This window comes from Micropepsis pineolensis (assembly GCF_055392125.1).
On sequence record NZ_AP042408.1, the window covers coordinates 3,406,125 to 3,427,498 of the forward strand.

Annotated in this window: 21 protein-coding genes; 11 read left to right on the forward strand and 10 right to left on the reverse strand. The window is 58.0% G+C overall.

Features of this window, described 5'->3' with window-relative positions; all coding sequences use genetic code 11:
* Positions 1-75: 75 nt before the first annotated feature.
* The 3 genes from ACZ5RI_RS15080 to ACZ5RI_RS15090 form a co-directional block, all read right to left on the reverse strand.
* The gene (locus tag ACZ5RI_RS15080) at positions 76-729 is read right to left on the reverse strand and encodes a hypothetical protein (RefSeq protein WP_464514028.1); all 654 of its coding nucleotides are present in this window, start codon (positions 727-729) and stop codon (positions 76-78) included.
* A 117-nt stretch (positions 730-846) separates the two neighbouring features.
* Positions 847-1,782 carry an ornithine carbamoyltransferase gene (gene argF, locus ACZ5RI_RS15085; protein WP_464514029.1) on the reverse strand — a complete coding sequence of 312 codons (936 nt, stop codon included), beginning with the start codon at positions 1,780-1,782 and terminating at the stop codon, positions 847-849.
* A 3-nt stretch (positions 1,783-1,785) separates the two neighbouring features.
* Positions 1,786-2,973 carry an acetylornithine transaminase gene (locus ACZ5RI_RS15090; RefSeq protein ID WP_464514030.1) on the reverse strand — a complete coding sequence of 396 codons (1,188 nt, stop codon included), beginning with the start codon at positions 2,971-2,973 and terminating at the stop codon, positions 1,786-1,788.
* Between the two features lie 319 nt (positions 2,974-3,292).
* On the opposite strand from ACZ5RI_RS15090, the gene ACZ5RI_RS15095 reads away from it, so the two are divergent.
* Positions 3,293-3,754: a GcrA family cell cycle regulator gene (locus ACZ5RI_RS15095; protein WP_464514031.1), complete on the forward strand. Its 462-nt coding sequence runs from the start codon at positions 3,293-3,295 to the stop codon at positions 3,752-3,754.
* A gap of 69 nt (positions 3,755-3,823) precedes the next feature.
* On the opposite strand, the gene ACZ5RI_RS15100 is transcribed toward ACZ5RI_RS15095, so the two are convergent.
* From ACZ5RI_RS15100 to ACZ5RI_RS15110, 3 genes are all read right to left on the reverse strand, one after another.
* Positions 3,824-4,366, reverse strand: coding sequence for a TadE family protein (locus ACZ5RI_RS15100; protein ID WP_464514032.1), 543 nt, complete (start codon positions 4,364-4,366; stop codon positions 3,824-3,826).
* A gap of 59 nt (positions 4,367-4,425) precedes the next feature.
* The gene (locus ACZ5RI_RS15105; RefSeq protein WP_464514033.1) at positions 4,426-5,031 is read right to left on the reverse strand and encodes a TadE/TadG family type IV pilus assembly protein; all 606 of its coding nucleotides are present in this window, start codon (positions 5,029-5,031) and stop codon (positions 4,426-4,428) included.
* Between the two features lie 89 nt (positions 5,032-5,120).
* A complete protein-coding gene (locus ACZ5RI_RS15110; RefSeq protein ID WP_464514034.1) occupies positions 5,121-5,636 on the reverse strand; it encodes a disulfide bond formation protein B in 516 nt (171 codons plus the stop codon).
* Between the two features lie 394 nt (positions 5,637-6,030).
* Here ACZ5RI_RS15110 and ACZ5RI_RS15115 point away from each other — a divergent pair, with 394 nt between their 5' ends.
* Positions 6,031-6,615: a M48 family metallopeptidase gene (locus ACZ5RI_RS15115; RefSeq protein WP_464514036.1), complete on the forward strand. Its 585-nt coding sequence runs from the start codon at positions 6,031-6,033 to the stop codon at positions 6,613-6,615.
* Positions 6,616-6,629: 14 nt separating this feature from the next.
* On the opposite strand, the gene ACZ5RI_RS15120 is transcribed toward ACZ5RI_RS15115, so the two are convergent.
* Positions 6,630-7,196 (reverse strand): PAS domain-containing protein, encoded by a 567-nt coding sequence (locus tag ACZ5RI_RS15120; protein WP_464514037.1) that lies wholly within the window; start codon positions 7,194-7,196, stop codon positions 6,630-6,632.
* Between the two features lie 269 nt (positions 7,197-7,465).
* On the opposite strand from ACZ5RI_RS15120, the gene ACZ5RI_RS15125 reads away from it, so the two are divergent.
* The 8 genes from ACZ5RI_RS15125 to ACZ5RI_RS15160 all read left to right on the forward strand — a co-directional run bounded on the left by ACZ5RI_RS15125 (position 7,466) and on the right by ACZ5RI_RS15160 (position 17,704).
* The gene (locus ACZ5RI_RS15125) at positions 7,466-8,128 is read left to right on the forward strand and encodes a TetR/AcrR family transcriptional regulator (protein ID WP_464514038.1); all 663 of its coding nucleotides are present in this window, start codon (positions 7,466-7,468) and stop codon (positions 8,126-8,128) included.
* Positions 8,115-8,954 carry an HlyD family secretion protein gene (locus ACZ5RI_RS15130; protein WP_464514039.1) on the forward strand — a complete coding sequence of 280 codons (840 nt, stop codon included), beginning with the start codon at positions 8,115-8,117 and terminating at the stop codon, positions 8,952-8,954. The genes ACZ5RI_RS15125 and ACZ5RI_RS15130 overlap by 14 nt, the downstream gene beginning before the upstream one ends.
* Positions 8,955-8,964: 10 nt before the next feature.
* Positions 8,965-9,888 (forward strand): ABC transporter ATP-binding protein, encoded by a 924-nt coding sequence (locus ACZ5RI_RS15135; RefSeq protein WP_464514040.1) that lies wholly within the window; start codon positions 8,965-8,967, stop codon positions 9,886-9,888.
* On the forward strand, positions 9,885-11,060 hold the full coding sequence (locus tag ACZ5RI_RS15140; RefSeq protein ID WP_464514041.1) for an ABC transporter permease: 1,176 nt from the start codon (positions 9,885-9,887) through the stop codon (positions 11,058-11,060). Before ACZ5RI_RS15135 ends, ACZ5RI_RS15140 begins: the two co-directional genes overlap by 4 nt.
* A gap of 168 nt (positions 11,061-11,228) precedes the next feature.
* On the forward strand, positions 11,229-12,713 hold the full coding sequence (locus ACZ5RI_RS15145; protein WP_464514042.1) for a glycosyltransferase family 2 protein: 1,485 nt from the start codon (positions 11,229-11,231) through the stop codon (positions 12,711-12,713).
* 163 nt (positions 12,714-12,876) lie between these two features.
* Positions 12,877-13,410 carry a CHAP domain-containing protein gene (locus tag ACZ5RI_RS15150; protein ID WP_464514043.1) on the forward strand — a complete coding sequence of 178 codons (534 nt, stop codon included), beginning with the start codon at positions 12,877-12,879 and terminating at the stop codon, positions 13,408-13,410.
* Positions 13,411-13,564: 154 nt separating this feature from the next.
* The gene (locus ACZ5RI_RS15155) at positions 13,565-15,529 is read left to right on the forward strand and encodes a potassium transporter Kup (protein WP_464514044.1); all 1,965 of its coding nucleotides are present in this window, start codon (positions 13,565-13,567) and stop codon (positions 15,527-15,529) included.
* A 219-nt stretch (positions 15,530-15,748) separates the two neighbouring features.
* The gene (locus tag ACZ5RI_RS15160) at positions 15,749-17,704 is read left to right on the forward strand and encodes a potassium transporter Kup (RefSeq protein WP_464514045.1); all 1,956 of its coding nucleotides are present in this window, start codon (positions 15,749-15,751) and stop codon (positions 17,702-17,704) included.
* A 94-nt stretch (positions 17,705-17,798) separates the two neighbouring features.
* Here ACZ5RI_RS15160 and ACZ5RI_RS15165 read toward each other — a convergent pair whose 3' ends face one another.
* A complete protein-coding gene (locus ACZ5RI_RS15165; RefSeq protein WP_464514046.1) occupies positions 17,799-18,977 on the reverse strand; it encodes a class I SAM-dependent rRNA methyltransferase in 1,179 nt (392 codons plus the stop codon).
* A 213-nt stretch (positions 18,978-19,190) separates the two neighbouring features.
* Between ACZ5RI_RS15165 and ACZ5RI_RS15170 the strand changes: the two genes are divergently transcribed.
* Positions 19,191-19,715 carry a PAS domain-containing protein gene (locus tag ACZ5RI_RS15170; protein ID WP_464514047.1) on the forward strand — a complete coding sequence of 175 codons (525 nt, stop codon included), beginning with the start codon at positions 19,191-19,193 and terminating at the stop codon, positions 19,713-19,715.
* Here ACZ5RI_RS15170 and ACZ5RI_RS15175 read toward each other — a convergent pair.
* Both ACZ5RI_RS15175 and hydF read right to left on the reverse strand, forming a co-directional pair.
* On the reverse strand, positions 19,705-19,950 hold the full coding sequence (locus tag ACZ5RI_RS15175) for a helix-turn-helix domain-containing protein (RefSeq protein WP_464514048.1): 246 nt from the start codon (positions 19,948-19,950) through the stop codon (positions 19,705-19,707). The two genes, ACZ5RI_RS15170 and ACZ5RI_RS15175, sit on opposite strands and share 11 nt — an antisense overlap.
* A gap of 171 nt (positions 19,951-20,121) precedes the next feature.
* Positions 20,122-21,372, reverse strand: coding sequence for a [FeFe] hydrogenase H-cluster maturation GTPase HydF (gene hydF / locus ACZ5RI_RS15180; protein ID WP_464514049.1), 1,251 nt, complete (start codon positions 21,370-21,372; stop codon positions 20,122-20,124).
* Positions 21,373-21,374: the final 2 nt, after the last annotated feature.

Here is a 21,374-nt window from a genome sequence, read left to right on the forward strand (position 1 = left end):
GTAAAATACGCCAGACGTATAGTCAGGGTAGCAAGATTTGTGTGTGTTTCCTAGCGCAGGTTCTGGCACAGACGTTTAAGATGGCCGTCCACGTTTCTGGTATGCGTGCAAAAGACGGGGACACAGGGCCTGCAAGGTTTCCTCCACCCCGGGGGCGTCGCCCTTGTCGCGATAACGTTCCGAGACCTCGCGGCCCTGCACATTGCCGAAATTCAGCTCTAGTCGCTGATAGAGATCCGGCATTTCGGTCCATAATGCCTGAAACAATTCCTCGTGCCGCCGACCATAGGAATAGTACTCCGGCAGAGTGGGCCAGCCCAGGCGGCTCATCGTCTTCATCACCTGCGGATCACGGGCGACAAAATCCTCATAATGTATCACGGCATCAAAATGATCCCGCGCCGCGTATACCTGATCGAGCAGCTGAAATTTCTCGTCCAGCAGACCTGAGTGATTACGATAGTTTTTATTTTTGAGGCTGAGATAATTGTCGCGTGGATCGCGCAGAAACAACACGACTTTATCGGGACGAAAGCGCTCGATATGCACCGGGAGCGGATAGGCCGTGGTCATCGTGACTTTAACCAGCATATCCTTCCCGGTCGTCACCCGGGGCGCGGCATAATTGTTAAGGACGTCAACCAACGCCAGACAATCCGGCCGTTGCGCCAAAAAAAGAGCGAAGCTCGTCGCTCCGCTCGACATCATTGCGTAAATCAACAGCCGCATAATTTCCCCCCGCAAGGCCCGGCCCATATGCGCCGAAGACATAGTAACGGAACTTGCGGGAGAAAAAACCTGTTTGCGGGGGGAAGTGCTTTGTGCCCGCTTTATGCACCTGACAAGTTATTTACCAGATTGGCGCAAGCAGCAGGCCAGAATGGCCTTCTGGGCATGCAGGCGGTTTTCAGCCTCGTCAAACACCACCGACTGCGGACCATCGATCACTTCGTCGGTCACTTCCTCGCCCCGGTGGGCTGGCAGGCAGTGCATGAAGATGGCGTCCTTGTCGGCTTTGGCCATCAGACCGGCATTGACCTGGTAGGCCTTCAGGAGATTGCGGCGACGGGTGGTATCTTCATCGCCCATCGACACCCATGCATCGGACACCACGCAATCGGCATCCCGGACCGCCTCGGCCGCATCATGGCCAAAGCTGACATCGCCCATGTTGGCCGCAACCCAAGCCTTGAGCTCGGACTTGGCCGACAGCTCCACCGGCGAGGCCACGCTGAGGTGAAAGCCGAACTTCACCGCAGCATGAACCCACGACGTGCAGACATTATTGGAGTCGCCACTCCAAGCCACCTTACGGCCTTTGATAGACCCTTTATGTTCTTCATAGGTCTGGATATCGGCCATCACCTGACAGGGATGGGACCATTTGGTCAGACCATTGATGACCGGGATGGTGGCGTTGGCGGCCAGATCCTGCACCATTTCATGATCGAGCAGCCGGATCATGATGGCATCGACATAGCGCGACATGACACGGGCGGTATCGGCAATGGTCTCCTCACGGGCGAGCTGCATTTCGCTGCCCGTCAGCATGATGGTGGTACCACCCAGCTGACGCATACCAACGTCAAAGGAAATCCGCGTGCGCGTCGACTGCTTGTCGAAAATCATCGCCAAAACGCGACCGGCAAAGGGCACATCGTCATCGGGCGCACCGGCGGGCTTGCCGGCACGCATTTTTTTGCGCGTCTTGGCTTCTTCAAGAATAGACAACAGCGTATCGGAGTCGAAATCGGCGAGATCGAGAAAATCTTTAATCGGCATGATTTACGATGCTTTCTGAGCAGTGAATTTTTCAGCGGCGGCAGAAAGCTTTTCGATCGCTTCATCCACCTCGGCTTCTGCAACAATCAGCGGTGGCAAAATGCGAATGACATTTTCGCCCGCGCCCACCACCAGCAAACCCTGTCGGTACAGCTCGGCAATAAAATCTGTATTGAGCACGGCGGCTTTTAGCTTCAGGCCCAGCATCAGGCCCAAGCCCCGCACTTCTTCAAACACCGACGGATAGGCCGCCAGAAGACCTGACAACTTTTGATTAAAATACCCGGCGATCTGACGCACATGCTCGATAAAGCCCAGGGCCACCATCATATCAAAAGCAGCAATCCCCACCGCCATCGCCAGCGGATTACCGCCATAGGTCGAACCATGCGTGCCATAGGTCATGCCCTTGGCCGCTTCGGCGGTCGCCAGACAGGCACCAAGCGGGAAGCCACCGCCAATGGCCTTAGCAATCGGCATGATATCGGGCGTGACACCGGCCTGCTGATAGACAAACAGCGAGCCGGTGCGCCCCAGACCACACTGCACTTCGTCAAAAATCAGTAGCAAGCCGTGCGTATCGCACAGGCTGCGCAAGCCTTTGAGGAATGCCGTATCCATGACGTGGATACCACTTTCGCCCTGTATCGGCTCGATCATGATCGCGGCGGTCTCAGACGTGATAGTCTTTTCGACCAGGGCCAGATCGCCTGCATCAATGGTATCAAAGCCCATATTGGGCCCTAACCCTTCCATGTAATGCGCATTACCGCCGGCAAAGGTGGCCGCCAGCGTACGGCCATGGAAGGCGCCCTTGAAGGTAATGATACGGAACCGCTCGGCATGGCCGCTGACAAACTGATACCGCCGCGCCATTTTAAAGGCGCATTCGCAGGCTTCGACCCCCGAATTGCCGAAGAACATGGTGTCGGCAAAGGTGTGATCGATCAGCCTTTGGGCCAGGGCTTCCTGCCCCGGCACGCGATACAGGTTGGAGCAATGCCAGATTTTGTGGGCCTGCTCGGTCAGGGCCGCCACCAGCACGGGGTTGGCATGACCAAAAGCGTTGACCGCGATACCGGCCCCAAAGTCGAGATAACGTCGCCCGTCCTCGGCATAAAGGTAAGTACCTTCGCCACGGACAAACGCGAGATCCGCTCTTTTATAGGTCGGTAATACGGACGGGAACACGGCAAAGCCTCCAGATAGAGTTAATGTTAAGCCTTGTGGATAAGGCAGGGCGTTTTATCCAATTTCTTGGACACACATACAAGTAAAGCTTATCGACAATGACTTTATCCACAACCCAAACGGATTTTTGCCCTAAAACAGGCTTAAAATCCACTTTCCGGGGGAAAACCTCTGGTATTTAGCCACTTTCTGTGGACGAAGGGCTAGTCACGGCATCACATCCCTTGTGCGCAGCAAAAGGGATGCTACGATATGTAGTGCCCAGAAAGCAGGCCCGAAAGATGGATCGCATGCAGGGCTTTCCGAGAGGAACTAGCGTATGACACAGGCCAATTGGACCGACGAACGCGTCGAACAACTGAAGTCGCTCTGGAGTGAGGGACTCTCAGCCAGCCAGATCGCCCGCACCTTAGGTGGTGTTACCCGTAATGCGGTGATCGGCAAGGTGCATCGTCTCGGCTTGGCAGGCCGGGCGGTTCCGGCCCAGACCGAGCGTCCCCGTTTACCCACCGCGCCGCGCGTTGCGCCCCGCCCCCCCACACCTGCGCCGGTGGTGGAGGAAGCGCCGCTGCCGCTCGACGATGGTAACTTTGCCACTGTACTGACCATTACCGATCATATGTGCCGTTGGCCGATCGGCGATCCGTCAGACGGCGAGTTTCATTTTTGTGGCCGCAAGGTCAAAATCGGCTCACCGTATTGCGAAGCCCACGCCCGCAAGGCGTATCAGCCGCAGCAGCCGCGTCGCGACCGCGACCATGATAAAAAGATGACCGGCTGATCAGCCGCCCTCTTATTCACGAAACATCAGGCGGGCGAAACCTTTTTCGCCCGCTTATTTTTTGCGTTTTTAAGAAGCGAGCGAGCAATCAGCAATCGTGCCACCAGTGCTGCTGACCGCCGTAATGCTGCGCGGAATCGAATAGGCCGTCCAGCTCATGGTGATCGGACCTGTGAGAAAATGGGTTAAGGGCGGCGTATAGGTATAACTCAGCTCGGTCATCACCACACCGGCCCCCGATGCGGTAAACATGGTCAGCGGCAAAGTGGTATCAGCAGGAACTGCCGTGCGTGCAGTGGTATTGCTGGTATAGCGGCTCCAGGCCACCGCCTTAGCGGTGCAGGCATTACTGGAGCTGCTAAAGTTACTACACGCGACACTGGTGACCACCAGCTTGATGGTTCCCGACGTAGAATAGGGTAGAATCACCGCTTTTGTGGCACACAGAATATTGCTTAAGTCGGTAGCGCTGACGGTACTGCGCTGGGCGATCAGATCTGCAGTAGACGCCGCCGCATCGGTTACCCGCGTGCGACAGTCAAAAGCGGTGGCCAGCTCCAGCGTCGCAAAAAACATCAGCAGCAAAACGGGCAGGATGAGGGCAAACTCCATCGCCACCACACCCCGGGATGCGTTCGCGAAGCAATGAAGCCGTGCAGATAATGACCGGATCAGGAACATTGACTGGAGGCCCCCGATTTTGGCTCGTTCTGGAAAACCTCGGTCGCAGTCAGCAAATACTGGCTCGTGCCATAATTGACCAGAAACCAGGACAGCCCAGGGGTCGCCACATCCCAAGCATAAGTGACGCGCAGCAGAACAACCGAACAAGGTTGTGTGGTTGAATCGAGCGCCGCCATGGTCAGTGACGAACCGGTGGTGCCATTATTTGTTAAATCCGACGACTTGATGCTGGGAAACCCCGCGATGCCGGTGCTCGTATAGTTCGCCTCATACACCCGCAGCTTTGAAGTACAAGATGGCAGGATCAGATTAGCGGCCAGTTTACCCAGACTGCTGTCGGTTTTACTGCAGATATAGTCGACCAGTGTCGGGTTTGCACTGTAGCTGGTGCTGTTGCCGGTACGGATCACCCGCGCGGTGGCAACGGTGGCATTTTTCAACACAAATTGCGCGAAGAAGATGATGCCGACTTCGAAAATCGCCAGCAGCAACACCAGTAAAATCGGGATAATAAAAGCAAATTCGATCGCCACCGCACCGGAAATGGTCCGGCGCTGCGCTTGTTTCAGCGTGATGTCTGCCTTTGCCCGCACGTCAGCCCTGCTTCAAAGCCCATTGCCACCAGAACGCTACGCAATATGGTCGCCGGAAAAAGCCCGCAGGCGGCCTTCACTCTACACCATTAACCGGCGCGGCGACGGGCCAGCAGATCCGCCACCAGTCCCGGGTGCCACAACAGCACAGTCCCCAGCACAGCCCAACCCAACGAAAAGAGCGCATTGAGGTTGGCCAGCGAGAAAAAACCTAAGAAGCGCCAGGAAACGATATCACAACGCACTACCGATGGCGCGGAGAGATCGATTTTACCGGTAAAAACAACACGCGCCCCGGTGCAGGACGACGGGCCGGGAAAGATTTTCCATTCCACGCCGGAATGATAGGCTCCGATCAACCCCGAGGTAGCAATGAACAACAGCGCGAGCATCGCCAGCGCCGGTAAAAACCGTTTGACCGACGGGCTGAAGACGCTGAGGGCAAATCCGCCCAGACCAAGCACCGCCGCCACGATATGCGGATAACGCTGCCAGAAACACATTTCGCATGGTGCCACGCCGAATACGAACTGCATCACCACAGCGCCCAGCACCATGGCAAGGCCGTAACCACCGGCCAGAATGACAATCTTATCCGCGTTCATCGAGATACCCTCAGGTTGCCTGCTGTCGTAGCAAAACCATCGGCAATAGCACACCAAATTGCAAGCCGCCCGCGCGGCCCAATCCCAGTCAGGGCTGTAATATCGCGCGGTCTTTGTATTTGACTTAAGTGAAGGCGAAAGAGAAAAAGGGGCGAATTTGATTCTGTTTGCGTTTTTAGCTTCATAGTGAGGCTACGGCTTTACGACGAACAGATGGTGCACCAAAGACGGTTTTATGCCTAAGATGAGTTCGCCCGCGTTTAAAGGGCGCATTGCAGTCCATCGTGAGCTTTTAAAAATTGAAGGCAATGCCGTCGAGATGAAGGTGAGACTGAATCCTCGCGCAAAACGTTTGATCATAAAAGTTCACCCGGCGAGCGGTGAAGTCAGCGTAGTGGCGCCATCCCGCCGTGCCATGAATGGCGCGGTCGAATTTGCCCATGATCAGCGTGATTGGATTGCCCAGCAACTGGCGGTGCTGCCCAAACGGGTACCGCTGGCGGTGGGGGCACAAGTCCCCTTGCGCGGTGTCCCCTATCGTATCGTGGCGTCTGACAATAAACGCAGCGCAGTGATCGTAGACGAGGCTCTGGGCCAGATTATCGTCGGCGGCGCTCCCGAACATACGCCACGGAGGATTGTTGATTTCCTCAAGAAAACCGCCCGGCAGGACTTCGAAGCCTGCGTTTGCCGCTTCGCCGCAGGGATCGACGTGCACCCCAAACGCATCGCCATGCATGATACGCGCAGCCGCTGGGGCTCCTGTTCAAGCACACGCAGCCTGTCCTTTTCCTGGCGGCTGATTCTGGCACCCTCTTTCGTGCTGACCTATGTCGCCGCCCACGAGGTGGCGCATTTACGTGAAATGAATCACAGCCCGCGCTTCTGGGCCTTGGTGCGTCAGATGATCGACGATGTCGACACCCCGCAGGACTGGCTGCGCCAGCACGGCATGGAGCTGCACCGTTACGCGGTGTGAAGCGAAATATTCTGCTAAACCGACAGAGGGCCCGCCTGGGCAAAGGGAGCCTGCGCAGCTTCGACATTATCGACGAAGGTCGCCGCCAGAATATAGCGCACGTCACCGCTGTCATCGGTCAGCGGAGCCGCGAACAATTCCCCACGCAAAAAAGAGATCATCTCGACGCGAAAGGTGTTGATCAGCTGTAGCGGGCTGCGCGTTGCCAGCACCATATCGTAAAATGCCAGCCATCCCGGATAGGCCGAGGGCAGCACCATTTCTTCCAGCAGATGGCCGGTATGCTCGCCAAACACCATGGCCAGCGCCGAACCGAACAGGCGGAAGCGGTAGCTGTGGCCGTTCGGGGTTTCAACCTTTTCCAGAATTGTGACGTGGCGCATGAAGAGTTTCAGCGTGCGCATGTCGAGTGCGGCCCGCGACGGCACACCGTTCTTGGCTTTTTCGCGCCATACGCCATGCAGTTCGTTCAGTTTGCGTTCACCAAAGTGACACGCAGCATCACACCGCATCGGCCAGCCCGCAGACTCAGCTTCGGCGTTGAACAACAAACAGAACTGTTGCGCTTCACTACCACACATAAGAGGGCAATCTACCCGAAACACCGTAACGAAACGCTAAAGGGTATGATTAACAGCAGGTTAGAGATTCACTTAAAAATGCACACTTCTGGCGCAAACCCCGTCTACATCTGACACAACCATCAAACCCAATCACAATCGGTACGGAAAAAGACAACAATTTCGCTCAAACTTTGCCCATTTACGGGCTAATTCGTCAACATACCGTTAACGATGACACCCTATCATTTTTACTTGATAAATGACTGGTCATTTAGTAATTTAGGGGAATGAACGGACCAGATATAGCCCAACCCAAAGCCAGAAACTGGAGCAGGCGCAAGCGCGCCCGCCCCGGCGAGATCATTACGGCGGCCTTAAGCGTCTTTGCAGAAAAGGGTTTTGCCGCCACCCGAATGGAGGACATCGCGGCCCGCGCCGGTGTCACCAAGGGCACGATCTACCTCTATTTTCCGAGCAAGGATGAACTGTTCAAATCGCTTGCCCGCGAAACTGTGAGCAAAGCCCTGAACAAAGCCACGTTAGACATGGCCAGCTTTGCCGATAGCCCGCGCCACAGCCTGGTCCGGGCTTTGGGGGCCATCGCCGCTTTTCTGCATAATGATGAACATGCCGCGCTGCCCAAAATCATCATTGCTGAGAGCGGGAATTTCCCGGAACTGGCCGATTTCTGGCGCATCGAGGTCATCGAAAAGGTCATGGCAGTGCTGGGTGTGGTTTATGACAAGGGTGTCACCCTGGGCCAGTTCCGCCCCCTGCCGCGGGATATGGTGGTCCGGCTGTGCGTGGCCCCAATCATTCTGGGCGTCATCTGGCGCACGACATTTTCTGACCCGCACGACCCGATCGACACACGAAAATTATTCGAAACGCATATAAACATTCTCCTGAATGGGCTTTTAACGCCGGAATCCGCCTATGCCCCACGCTAATGCGCCCCTGTTTCTTGTCCTTGGTCTGGCCTGTGCCGGACTGAGCAGTTGCAGCCCCAAGAGCGACGCCGACTGGCTCGGTTATGCCGAGGCGGACTATGTCTATGTCGCGGCCCCATCGGCAGGCTGGATCACCAACCTTGCGGTCGAGCGCGGTGCGGCGGTTACCGCGGGTCAGACATTGTTCACGCTGGACGCCGACAGCCAGACCGCCAGCCGCAATGAAGCCGAGGCCACCATCACGCAGGCGGTGCAGCAGCAAAAATCCGCCCGCGCCAGCCTGGAACTGGCAGAGAAACAGCTTGTCCGCCAAAAGGCACTGCTGGCCAGCGGCGGCACCACCAAACAAGCCTATGACGAGGCCAGACAGGTCCGTGACAGCGCCGCAGCCGCCTTGCAGCAATATTCGGCTATGACGAGCCAGTATCGCGCCAGTCTGGCCGGGGCATCGTATCAACTGTCGCAACGCCAGATCGCCAGTCGGGTCAGTGGCCGGATCGAGGACATCTATTTCCGCCCCGGCGAATATACCAGTGCTGCCGCGCCGGTGATTGCGCTGTTGCCGCCCGATCATGTCTTCGTCCGCTTCTTCGTGCCGGAAACACAGTTCGCCAAACTGCATCAGGGCCAGAAGGTCGCCATTTCCTGTGATGGCTGTGGCACCATCACCGCCACGGTGACCTTTATCGCCAACAGTTATGAATACGCCCCGCCGGTGGTGTTCTCGGTCAAAAGCCGCGATAAGCTGGTCTACAAGGCCGAGGCGCGCGCACCCGGCGGCATCAAACTGCACCCCGGTCAGCCGGTTGACGTGCGACCGTTATGAGATAGCCCTGATGCCCGAATACGCTATCAACGTACACGGATTAACCAAGCGTTTCGGCACAAAAATTGCCGTCAATGCGGTAGATATTGCGATTCCGGCTGGCGAGGTCTGGGGCTTTCTGGGCCCCAACGGTTCGGGCAAAACCACCACCATGCGGCTGTTGTGCGGGCTGCTGAAGGCGGACGAAGGCCATGGCACCTGTCTGGGTTTTGACTTTCGCACCGAGGCGGATGCCATCAAGCGCCAGACCGGCTACATGACCCAGAAATTCAGCTTCTGGGAAGACCTGACCATCCGCGAAAATCTTGATTTCGTTGCCGAACTCTATCGGCTGCCCCAACGCAAAATTCTGGTCGAACAGACGTTGGAGCAACTGGGGTTAAGCCAGCGTCAGAAGCAACTCGCCGGGGAACTATCCGGCGGCTGGAAACAGCGGCTGGCGCTGGCCGCCTGCATGCTGCACGCGCCCAAACTGCTGCTGCTGGATGAACCCACCGCCGGTGTCGATCCCAAAGCCCGGCGCGACTTCTGGGATGAAATTCATCGCTTGTCGGCGGCAGGTATCACCGTGCTGGTTTCAACCCATTACATGGACGAAGCCGAACGCTGCGACCGCATTGTTTATATCAATGTCGGTCATCTGATTGCCCAAGGGACCGTGGGGGAAATCATCGCCAGCTCCGGCCTAGTAACCTACACGGTCGCAGGGCCCGGGGCCCGCGCGCTGGCCGGGGATTTACGTCAGGCCCCCGGAGTGCCCTTTGTCGCCTTTTTCGGGGCCGAGCTGCATGTCAGCGGCTATGACCGCAGGCTGTTGCAAGCTGCGTTGCAACCCGCCAGCCACAATACGGCACTGATCGTTCGTGAAGCCGCCCCCAGTCTGGAGGATGTTTTCATCCAGCTTCAGCAGAACCGCAAAGGCGATGCGCCATGACAGGTTGGGGCCTCAGCAAAATGTCTTTCCACCAGTTCTCTGATCATTTTTCAGCGCATCGTATCAATGCGCTGATCAAAAAAGAACTGCTGCAGATGCGCCGCGACCGCTTAACGCTGGCGCTGCTGATCGGCATTCCGCTGATGCAACTGATGATCTTCGGCTATGCCATCAACATGGTGCCCAAGCATCTGACCACGGTGGTGACTGTGGCCGATAGTGGCCCGCTGCCCAATGCCATTATCGCGGCGTTAAAAAATTCCGGCTACTTCGATATCGTTGCCGCAACCCATTCGCCCGACCGCGCCCGCCAGATGCTGACCGAAGGCAGCGCCACCTTCGCGGTTGAAATTCCGGCAGGCTTCACCCACGATCTGATCCATGGTGACACGCCGCAGGTGCGGGTTGAGGCCGATGCTACCGACCCGGCGGCAGGCTCTTACGCCATTGCCGCGCTTACCGGCATTGTTAATTCTGCCTTACGCGATGATCTGGTTGGCCCCTTACAAAAATATGCCGCCACCACGCCCGCCTACAGCATCACGGTGCACCAGCTTTACAACCCGGAAAACATCACCCAGTACAACATCGTGCCGGGGCTTTTGGGAATCATCCTGACACTGACAATGGTGCTGTCGACCTCGGCGGCACTGACGCGCGAACGCGAACGCGGCACCTATGAGAATCTGCTGGCCATGCCGTCTCACCCGGTCGAGATCATGATCGGCAAGATCGTGCCCAACATCTTTGTCGGCGCGTTTCAGGGCCTGCTGATCCTGATTCTGGCCTGGGGACTGTTTCATGTGCCGATGGAAGGCTCGCTTGGTCTGCTGGCGCTGGTGTCGATCCTGTTTATCGCCGCGCTGCTGGCGGTGGGCTACACCTTCTCGACCGTAGCCCGGAACCAGTTGCAGGCGATGCAGATGACGTTTTTCTTCTTCCTGCCCTCGGTCATGCTGTCCGGTTTCATCTTTCCGTTCCACGGCATGCCGGACTGGGCGCAAGCCATTGGTGAAGTTTTGCCCATTACCCATTTCTTACGCATCGTGCGGGGGATTCTGTTAAAGGGGGCCGGCTGGACCGAAATCTGGCCCGATATCTGGCCGATGCTGCTGTTTACCGCTGCCGCTATGACCTTGGCGATCAAGCGTTTTCGCCTGACTTTGGATTAAATCGACCATCTGCCGTCGTGCCCCCTTGAGAATTGGCCGATAAAGCCGCAAAATCCTACTTTGTGGACGGACGTTAAGCTTGCCGAAAGCTTTGGCTTAGACACGCGACCGTTATGGTGTACGAAGCGTTAAGTGTTATCCGGTGGTTTCATCCATGTGGTTTCCTCGATGACTGGCCAAGTTACAGCCCTGTCTGAAGGCTTGCAGTACGGATTGGCAGCAATCCTCGTTCTGTTAACGGTTTTGTCGGCGCAACTTGTCGTCGTCAGCCTGTTCCGTCTGTTCTGGCCCGAGCGGCGTCTGCGTACCCCCCATTTGCCCGATTCGGCTTTGCCCAACGTGTTGGTACAGCTGCCGGTGCGCAACGAAGGCGATCTGGCCTTACGCGTTGCCCGCGCCGCCATGGCGATGGACTGGCCCGCCGACAAGCTTGAAATTCAGGTGCTGGACGACGGCGATGCAGAGCTGCATGCCGGCCTGATGGCCGCGATCACGGCGATTACCCCGGCCGGTATCACGGTCAGCGTGCTCAAGCGCGGCGACCGCACCGGATACAAGGCCGGGAATCTGGCCTTTGGCCTGACCCATTCCACCGCCCCCTATGTTGCGGTGTTCGATGCCGATTTCATGCCGCCGGTCGATTTCCTGCGCAAGACGGTGCCGGTGCTGATCGGTGATGCCGGTCTGTGCTTTGTCCAGTCGCGCTGGACCCATGCCAACCGCACCCAAAACTGGCTGACCCGGGTTCAGGCGTTTTTGCTCGATTCGCATTTTGCCATCGAACAGGAAGGCCGATTCCGCGCCGGGCTGCCGATTTCGTTTAACGGCACCGCCGGGGTCTGGCGCCGCGAAGCCATTGAAAATGCTGGTGGCTGGACCGGGGACACGCTGACCGAGGACCTTGATCTGTCGATGCGCTGCACCCTGCATGGCTGGCGCACGGCCTATCTGAAAGATCTGGAAGTCCCCTCGGAACTGCCGGAAACGGCCGCCGCATGGCGCGCCCAACAGGCCCGCTGGACCAAGGGCCACGCCCAATGCGCCCGCAAGCTGTTGCCGCAGATCTGGGGCAGCCGCCTGCCGCTGACCTTCAAGCTGGCGATGAGCCTGCAGATGTGCCAGTTCGCCTTCTACACCCTGGCCTTTACCAGCGCGGTGATCAGTCTGGTGCTGATGTATATCGGCGCGGTGTACCTGCAATCGGTCGGCATACTGGGGCTGGTGGTGACCGCCTTCGGGCTTGGCACCAGCTTCGCCTATGTTTTCCTCGGCCAGAAGCTTCTGGGCCGCCATCGTGCCGTTGGCCTGCACCGCACCCTGCTTTTGTCGATCATCTTCCCAAGCGGTCTGATTCTGGCCAACACTAAGGCGACGATGGAAGCCTTCTTCAATCGCCAGACGGAATTCACCCGGACTTTGCGCCGGGGTGAACGCTATGCCGGTGGCTGGCGCGGTGCGCCGGAGCTGATGGTTGGCGTTTTCCTGCCCGCATTCACCTTAGCCGAAAGCGCCTGGAGCGCCCCCTTCTTCCTGATTGCAGTGACCGGACTGGTCTCGATTGGGGTGATGGGCTTTTCCGGCCGCAGCTTCGGGCGCAGCTTAACCACCGCGGCACCACAACCCATTGCAGCACCACGGTCATCAAGGGATTGATCGGTTGATTCCCCGGGGGGGCATATACCACAGCAGGCTCCGGGTTCCGGGGCTTATCCTGTTCGTTGCAGCGTTGGCAGCAGGTTGCGCCAGCACGCCCCGGCCATCCACCATTCCCTATCACCCGAGTACCCCACCAACAGACGAACCGGGTGGGGAATGTGTGCCATTTGCCCGCAACCATTCCAAAATTAAACTGTTCGGCGATGCCTACACCTGGTGGGATCAGGCCAAGAATCATTATGCCCGCCGCATGATCCCCACCAAGGGATCGGTTATGGTGCTGCACAATTACGCCGGAACCAGCCGGGCCCATGTTGCCGTGGTCACGGGCATCGTCAATCCGCATGAAATCCGCGTCGATCATGCCAACTGGTTCAACGACGGCAAGATCTACAAAAATAACCCGGTGCGTGATGCCAGTCCCAATCAGGACTGGAGCATGGTCAACGTCTATAACATGCCGGGCGGGGGCTGGGGGGTACGTAATTATGAGGTGCAGGGCTTCATCGGCCCCGACAAACCCGCCCCACCCAACCATGAAGATGACATTTCAGGCCTGTTCTCCAACGCGGCGCCGGATTTGCCTGCAAGTGATAAAGACATCGCACTAGCACTGCCCCAAACTGGCAAAACCAATCCGCCAGATCTTGGCCCGATGGCTCTCAGCCCGGCACGGATCAGCCAGCGCCCCTGAGCGCGGCATATTGGGAACATCTTTTCGCCAAACCGTTTGCAGCCGCAGAACTTCGCGCTAACGTAGCATATTACAGCCGCGTAACCCTACGCAGGAGCCCGGATGCTACAGCCCATTGCCGCCCCCCATCACAGTCACAGGCTTACGCAAAGCTATGGCCCCATTTCCCGATAATCCGGGGGATAGTTCCGGCCCGGATCCTGCCGACCCACTGGCTCAGGTGAGCACGAGCGAAGGTCACGGACCGAGCGCGCCGTGTGATACCAAACGGCGCTGGACCCTGACGCTGGCCGCGCTGGGCGTGGTCTATGGCGATATCGGCACCAGCCCGCTTTATGCCTTGCGCGAAACCGCACTGGCTGCCGGCCACCATGTCGCAGTGCAGAACGCCATCTTTGGCGTGGTTTCGTTGATCGTCTGGGCACTGATCATTGTGGTGATGATCAAATATGTCATCATCATCATGCGGGCCGATCATGACGGCCAGGGTGGCATTATCGCACTGGCCTCGCTGGCCCACCGTGCCGAGGGCTTAAGCAAAACCGCCAAACGGGCCATTGGGACCGCCGCCATTCTGGGGTTGGCGCTGTTTTTTGGTGACGGCATGCTAACCCCGGCGATCTCGGTGATGAGCGCGGTCGAAGGCCTCACCGTTGACAGCACGGCGCTGCAACCACTGGTCATACCGCTGGTGCTGGTGATCCTGATCGGACTATTCGCCATTCAATCGCACGGCACGGCCAAAGTCGGCCGCCTGTTCGGGCCGATCATGGTACTGTGGTTCACCTTGCTGTCGATCATGGGCCTGGTTTCGATCTGGCATACACCACAGATTTTGGCTGCGATCAGCCCGCATTACGCCCTGATGCTGTTTGTCGAAGAACCCTGGACCGCCTTTGTTTCGCTGGGGTCTGTTGTGCTGGCAGTAACTGGGTGTGAAGCACTGTATGCCGACATGGGCCATTTCGGCAAGCAACCGATCCGCTGGGCGTGGGTCGGGCTGGTGTTTCCAGCCTTACTACTGACCTATTTCGGTCAGGGTGCGGCGGTGTTGCGTGATCCGGCCAAGGCCGCGATGGCATTCTATGCTGTGGTCCCACATTTTGCTCATTACCCGATGGTGATCTTGTCAACCATCGCCACCGTGATCGCCTCTCAGGCGGTGATTTCCGGTGTGTTCTCGCTGACCCAGCAGGCGGTACAGCTTGGCATGCTGCCACGCATGGAAATCCGCCACACCTCGGCAACCGACTACGGCCAGATCTATGTGCCACGGATGAACGCGTATCTGTGTGTTGGCGTTATCCTCATTGTACTGATTTTCAAAAGCTCCAACGCGCTGGCGGCGGCCTATGGCATTGCGGTCACCTGCGATATGGTTTTGAGCACCACCTTGGTCGGGCTGGTCGCATGGCGGGTCTGGCATAAGCCGCTGCGGCTGGTTGCCCCGGTCTTTGCCATCCTCGCGCTGGTCGATCTTGCCTTCCTGTTGTCGAATGCCCTGAAAATCACCGAGGGTGGCTGGCTGCCTTTGCTCATCGGTATCTTCGTCTATATCGTGATGGAAACCTGGCGGCTGGGCCGGCGCACGCATCTTGACCATGTCCGCGATTCTTCCATGCCGGTGCATTTGTTTTTGGAGCGGGCCGACCGCACCCCGGTGCGGGTTGCCGGTACGGCGGTGTTTTTAAGCGCCCGCACGGATACCGTGCCGGGGGCTTTGCTGCATAACCTCAAGCACAACAAAGTGCTGCATGAGCGGGTTATTCTGGCCACGGTCGCGGTGGCCAATGCGCCCTTTGTGCCCAGGGAAAAGCGCCTCACGATCGAGAAGATGGGCAAAGGCTTTTACAGCATGCGCATCCATTACGGCTTCTTTGAAACGCCCGACATTCCCGCCGCACTGCTCGGCCTGCGCGCCTTTGGCGTTGCGCTGGAGCCGGAGACCACAACCTATTTCATCGGCCGCGAAACCCTTGTGCCATCGGAGCACCCGCAATTGGGCCGCTGGCGCACCTGGCTCTACATGAGCCTTGCCGCCAACGCCTTGTCCCCGGCGCGCTATTACCGCCTGCCGCCCAGCCGTGTGGTGGAACTTGGCACCCAAATCACGATCTGACCGCGGGGTGCGGGATGCCCCGGCACCTTACCGCAACATAATCGTTTAATTACAGTCAGTTATTATTTTTTAGCCGGGTGGTGGCCCCACCCTATTGCCATGCGGTGCAGTTAGCCTATTTTCCGCGTGAAACCGGCGGCCTTCGGATGCATAACGCACGAAGAGCCAAAGCGGCCAACTCGCCGTCAGCCCAATGGATTGCTTGCACGCGACCCGATCATGAATTCGAACATCTCTGATATCACCGCCGAGGCGGATAACGACCCGTTGAACGATTCCGTTCAGCTCACCACCGGGCATGACGGCAAGGAACCGAAGGGTAAGCGTAAGCTGGCCCTGACGCTGGCAGCCCTTGGTATCGTCTATGGCGATATCGGCACCAGCCCGCTATACGCCCTGAAACAATCGGCGCTGGCCGCGGGTGCCCATGTCGCGCTACAGGATGCCATCTTCGGTGTGGTCTCGCTGATCGTGTGGTCGCTGGTGTTTGTGGTGACGTTGAAATACGTCTTCCTCATCATGCGCGCCGATAACGATGGCGAAGGCGGCGTACTGGCACTGGCATCGCTGGCCCACCGCGCTCAGAAACTTGATAAACGCCTCAAACTGGCCATCGGTGTGGCGGCCATCTTCGGCCTGGCCTTGTTCATCGGTGATGGCATGCTGACCCCCGCCATGTCGGTGATGAGCGCCATTGAAGGCTTGTCGGTTGCTAGCAAAAGCTTCCAGCCGCTCGAACTGCCTTTGTCGCTGGTCATTCTGATTGCACTTTTCGTAATGCAATCACGCGGCACGGAAAAGATCGGCAAAATCTTTGGCCCGATCATGGTGCTGTGGTTTGCCATTCTGGCGGTAACCGGCCTGATCTCGGTACTGCACACCCCGCGTATTCTGATGGCGCTTAGCCCGCATTACGCCCTGATGCTGTTTGTTGAAGAACCCTGGACCGCCTTTGTTTCTCTGGGCTCCGTCGTGCTGGCGGTGACGGGCTGTGAAGCGCTGTATGCCGACATGGGCCATTTTGGCAGAAGCCCGATCCGTCTGGCCTGGCTTGCCATTGTGCTGCCGGCGCTGCTTTTGACCTATTTCGGCCAAGGTGCCGGTCTGCTGCGTGAACCCGGTATGGCAAACGCCGCCTTCTACACCGTGGTGCCGCACTGGGCCCATCTGCCCATGGTCCTTTTATCAACTATCGCCACCGTGATCGCCTCGCAGGCAGTGATTTCCGGGGTTTATTCGGTAACCCAACAGGCGGTGCAGCTTGGCATGCTGCCACGTATGGAAATCCGACACACCTCGGCCACCGAATTTGGCCAGATCTATGTGCCGCGCATGAATGTCTATCTGTGCATTGGTGTCGTGCTGATCGTGCTGATCTTCAAGAATTCGGATGCTCTGGCGACCGCATATGGCATTGCCGTGACCGGCGTAATGTTCTTAAGCACCCTTTTGGTGGCGCTGGTAGCCGCCCGCAGCTGGGGCTGGAAACTGCGCTTTGTCATTCCGGTATTCGGTTTACTGGGCTTGATCGATCTCGCCTTCCTGAGCTCCAACGCGCTGAAAATTGCCGAGGGGGGGTGGCTGCCCCTGCTGATTGCCACTGCCGTTTATCTGGTAATGGAAACCTGGCGGCTGGGCCGGCGCGCCCATCTCGAGCATGTGCGCGATTCCTCGCTCAGCCTTGATCTGTTTCTGGAACGTGCCGACAAGATGACCCAGCGCGTGGCTGGCACGGCGGTGTTCTTAAGCTCGCGTACCGATGTGGTGCCCGGCGCGCTGCTGCACAGCCTGAAACATTACAAGGTGCTGCACGAGCGGGTGATCCTGGCCAATGTTGCGGTCGAGGACAGCCCCTTTGTACCGCCCGCCAAACGACTGGAAGTCGAAAAGCTGGGCAAGGGCTTTTTCGCCGTGCGCATCCATTACGGCTTTTTTGAAACGCCGGATCTGCCCGCCGCGCTGGCCGGGGCGCGGGCCTATGGTCTGGCACTCGATACCGAAACCACGACCTATTTCATCGGCCGGGAAACCCTGGTGCCTTCAGAACACCCCGAATTGGGGCGCTGGCGCACCTGGCTTTACATGGCGCTGGCCTCCAACGCGCTGTCGTCAGCCCGCTATTACCGGCTGACGCCCAACCGTGTGGTTGAATTGGGCACCCAAGTTACCATCTGATCGCACGCAATAATCCGCCTACGAACAAAAAAGCCTGTTTCGACTTTAACCATCGAAACAGGCTTTTTTATAGCGTGCATGCCGGGGAACTACTCTAGTCGAGTGCGAACACAAACGCCTTGAGATAGCTGCTTTCGGCAAGCATCGGATGGATCGGATGATCGAAGCCAGCCCCGGCGGCATAGATCTGACGGCCAACACGACCGGCGCGCTGAATGCCCGCCGCACATTCAAAAGCAAAGCGATCTGCCGGCATGTTATGCGAGCATGATGCCAGCACCAGATAGCCTTCCGGCGCCGTCACCGCTGCCGCCAGCTTGGCCAGCTTGCGATAGGCTTTTGCCCCGACTTCAACATCTTTACGGGATTTGACGAAGGGCGGCGGATCGGCCACCACGACATCAAAACGCTCTTTGCCATTGCCCCATTCCTGCAGCATGGCCATGGCATCAGCCTCGATAAATTTGGCCGACAGTTTACCGGCTGCCGCCGCTTCCGAGGCCAGTGCAATCGCCGGGCCCGAACTATCAATGCCGGTTACCTCACGGGCCCCGGCATGGGCCGCCGCCAAGGCAAAGCCGCCACAATAGCAATAGGCATCCAGTACACTGCGCCCCTTGGCAAGCCGTGCCACAAAGGCGCGGGTTTCACGCTGATCATAGTACCAGCCAGTTTTCTGACCGGCGCTGAGATTGGCATAATAGCGCACATCGTTTTCGACGACTTCGATACGCCCACAGGTGCCCTTGGCTTCGCGGACATAAAGCTCGAGCCCTTCCAGGCTGCGGGCCGGCATATCGGCACGCAACAAGATCGCCGTGGGCGAAAACACCTGCTCCAGCGCTGCGACGATCTGGTCTTTCAGCAACTCCATCCCGGCGGTGGCAATCTGCACCACCACGGTTTCACCAAACAGATCGATGGTCAGCCCGGGCAACCCATCCCCCTCGGCATTGATCAGCCGGTAATAGGGCACGCCGATCAGCGTAGTACGGATTTTCTGTGCACGGATAAATGCACGGGCAAAAAACGCTGCATCGATCGCGACATCCGCAGCGCGCGCCATCAGACGAACGGCGATCAGGCTGCGGGGGTTGAAGTAGCCCGTGCCCAAAGCCTGGCCATCATCACCGACCACATTAACCATACTTCCGGGCACTAACGCTTTGGCTGCATCGCTCATAACGATTTCGTTGGAGAACAACCATGGTGCACCGTTGCGGGCACGGCGGCCCTCGCGCGGCTTAACGGTTATCACGGGGTAGGCTTTCATTGGCATGTATCCTATGGCTTGTGGCGCACACATACGAAAATACGACGTCAAAATCCGGCAAAAAAACCGTCCGGTAATAAAAAAACAAAGTACCGCTACAATGTCCCCCCATTCCCGCCACGATCTTCGACGAATGGAGCGAACGAAAATTACTCGCCATGCGTTAGGTGGCGCGGCAGAAACCCATTTTAAGTACTGCGAGGCGGCATTAGGATGACGGCACCCGTATTACGGCGGCCTGAGGACTGTATTGTTGGCAACAATGCCTTCGAAATGCTTTCCATATGGTTGGCGGCAAAAGGCGCGCGCCCGGCGCCGCGCCGCCAGGATATTACACTGGCGATGGTGCGCAGCCTGTCACAATGGCTTTGGCGGGTTGATCCGGTCAGGGACGGGCAGGATTTTCACTTTCGCATGGCAGGCGACCGTATTGAACAATTCTATGGCCGCCACTTCAGTGGGCTGTACCTGTCGGAACTGTACCCCCCCACATCACCGCCGGATTTCGTCTGCTCGGTGCAGAACAGTTTTGCCCAATGCATAAAACAGCGCGCCCCGCAGCTGGTCGGCCCCTATACATCGGAATACCCCGGCAAAGAGCATTGGGAGATCGAGGTGCTGATCTTGCCGCTGTCGGAAAATGGCACCGATATCAACAGCATGATCGGCACAATGGAATATTGGCCCATCGGCACCCATAGCGCCGGCCTACACAGCACTTTATGCCTTAAGCTTTAAGTCTGACGCCGCGGCCACCTTGCGAGCTGACCGCACCATCGCCAATCAGGGCGATCCCGGCGCCATCGAGCGCATTGATCAGCTTCATCAGCGAATCAACATTACCGCGAATAACCCCTTCGCTGGCTTCCATACGCTGAATGGTTGGCACCGACAGTCCGGCGCTTTCGGCCAGCTGGCGTTGATCAATGCCCAAAAGCGCCCGGGCAGACCGGAGTTGTGCTGACGTGATCATGCACTTACCACCCGTTTCTTTCTGTAAAAGCCCGCTTTATTCGCAACAAACGAATATAAGCCGCCTGTAAGGATGCATGTATAATATATCATGACAAAAACATAGCCCACAACGGCGCGTCAGGCGCACGAATTACGCCCCCATGCACCATACGCAAACGACGCCCCTTGGTCAGGCGGCCTTAAAGGCAGCCAGCGCATCGGGAAACGGCGACAGCGCCCGCACCAGCACCCCTTGCAGGGTCGAGATCGCCAGACCGTAATTGGTGATCGGCACCGCATGCGCACCACATTCGGCCATCCGGTTCGCCATTTCCTGACGCGTCATGACACAGCCACCACAATGGATCACCAGCTGAAAGTCCGCCAGATCGGGGGGGAAATCATGTCCCGCCGCCAGAACGATCTGCAGATCAGCACCGGTAAACTGTTTAAGCCAGCGCGGAATTTTGACCCGGCCGATATCGTCCTGCATCGGGTGGTGCGAGCAGCCCTCGGCGATCAGAACCTTGTCGCCATCTTTGAGCCGGGCAATCGCCCCGGCACCACGGGCCAAAAGATTAAGATCGCCCTTGAAACGGGCGAACAGGATCGAAAAGGTCGTAAGTTTGATGTCTGGCGGGGTATCGGCCACCACACGGGCCACCACCTGAGAATCGCAGATCACCAGATCAGGCGGCAGCGTCAGCCGCTTCAGCAGCGCGGCATATTCGCGATCCTTGACCACCACGGCGCTGGCGTCATTATCCAGAAGATCGCGGATACTCTGCACCTGCGGCAGGATCAGCCGCCCGGACGGCGCGCCCAGATCAATCGGCACAACCAATACGGCAAGGCCACCTGCGGGCATCAGATCGCCCAACAGCGTCGGTGGCGCAGTAAACAATTTTGGCAGCAGGCCGCGCACCGCGTCCCGGAAAACGGCCCGAAAGGCCTCGCCCGCCGCACCGCTGCCGATGGCCGAACCCTGCACCGTGGCCAGATGCTTTAATTCCATCAACGCAAAGAAAGTCGGTTTAGGTGTCGCCAGATCGGTTTTGTTGACCACCACCAGCACCGGCACCGCCGCGCCTTGCGCATCGCGCAGCAGGGCTTCCTCGTAATCGCTCCAGCCTGCGGCGGTGACGATAATCGCCAGCACATCGACACGCTGCAGCGCCTTTCGCGTCATCTTTAAGCGGGCCGGACCCAATTCGGAAGTATCATCCAGCCCCGCAGTATCGATCAGCGTCACCGGGCCGAGTGGTAACAGCTCCATGGTTTTCTCGACCACATCGGTGGTGGTGCCGGGCGTGGCCGAGGTGATCGCCACGTCCTGACCGGCCAGCAGGTTGAGAAAGGTCGATTTTCCGGCATTGGTACGCCCGGCCAGCCCAATATGCAGACGGCAGGCTTTGGGGATGGCAGGCGTGGGCGCGTTCATGA

Coding starts and splice junctions, on each gene's coding strand:
- ACZ5RI_RS15080 (WP_464514028.1), bottom strand. CDS start 729: ATGCGGCTGTTGATTTACGCAATGATGTCGAGCGGAGCGACGAGCTTC.
- argF (WP_464514029.1), bottom strand. CDS start 1,782: ATGCCGATTAAAGATTTTCTCGATCTCGCCGATTTCGACTCCGATACG.
- ACZ5RI_RS15095 (WP_464514031.1), top strand. CDS start 3,293: ATGACACAGGCCAATTGGACCGACGAACGCGTCGAACAACTGAAGTCG.
- ACZ5RI_RS15100 (WP_464514032.1), bottom strand. CDS start 4,366: ATGGAGTTTGCCCTCATCCTGCCCGTTTTGCTGCTGATGTTTTTTGCG.
- ACZ5RI_RS15110 (WP_464514034.1), bottom strand. CDS start 5,636: ATGAACGCGGATAAGATTGTCATTCTGGCCGGTGGTTACGGCCTTGCC.
- ACZ5RI_RS15120 (WP_464514037.1), bottom strand. CDS start 7,196: ATGTGTGGTAGTGAAGCGCAACAGTTCTGTTTGTTGTTCAACGCCGAA.
- ACZ5RI_RS15125 (WP_464514038.1), top strand. CDS start 7,466: ATGAACGGACCAGATATAGCCCAACCCAAAGCCAGAAACTGGAGCAGG.
- ACZ5RI_RS15130 (WP_464514039.1), top strand. CDS start 8,115: ATGCCCCACGCTAATGCGCCCCTGTTTCTTGTCCTTGGTCTGGCCTGT.
- ACZ5RI_RS15135 (WP_464514040.1), top strand. CDS start 8,965: ATGCCCGAATACGCTATCAACGTACACGGATTAACCAAGCGTTTCGGC.
- ACZ5RI_RS15140 (WP_464514041.1), top strand. CDS start 9,885: ATGACAGGTTGGGGCCTCAGCAAAATGTCTTTCCACCAGTTCTCTGAT.
- ACZ5RI_RS15145 (WP_464514042.1), top strand. CDS start 11,229: ATGACTGGCCAAGTTACAGCCCTGTCTGAAGGCTTGCAGTACGGATTG.
- ACZ5RI_RS15155 (WP_464514044.1), top strand. CDS start 13,565: ATGGCCCCATTTCCCGATAATCCGGGGGATAGTTCCGGCCCGGATCCT.
- ACZ5RI_RS15160 (WP_464514045.1), top strand. CDS start 15,749: ATGAATTCGAACATCTCTGATATCACCGCCGAGGCGGATAACGACCCG.
- ACZ5RI_RS15165 (WP_464514046.1), bottom strand. CDS start 18,977: ATGAAAGCCTACCCCGTGATAACCGTTAAGCCGCGCGAGGGCCGCCGT.
- ACZ5RI_RS15170 (WP_464514047.1), top strand. CDS start 19,191: ATGACGGCACCCGTATTACGGCGGCCTGAGGACTGTATTGTTGGCAAC.
- ACZ5RI_RS15175 (WP_464514048.1), bottom strand. CDS start 19,950: ATGATCACGTCAGCACAACTCCGGTCTGCCCGGGCGCTTTTGGGCATT.
- hydF (WP_464514049.1), bottom strand. CDS start 21,372: ATGAACGCGCCCACGCCTGCCATCCCCAAAGCCTGCCGTCTGCATATT.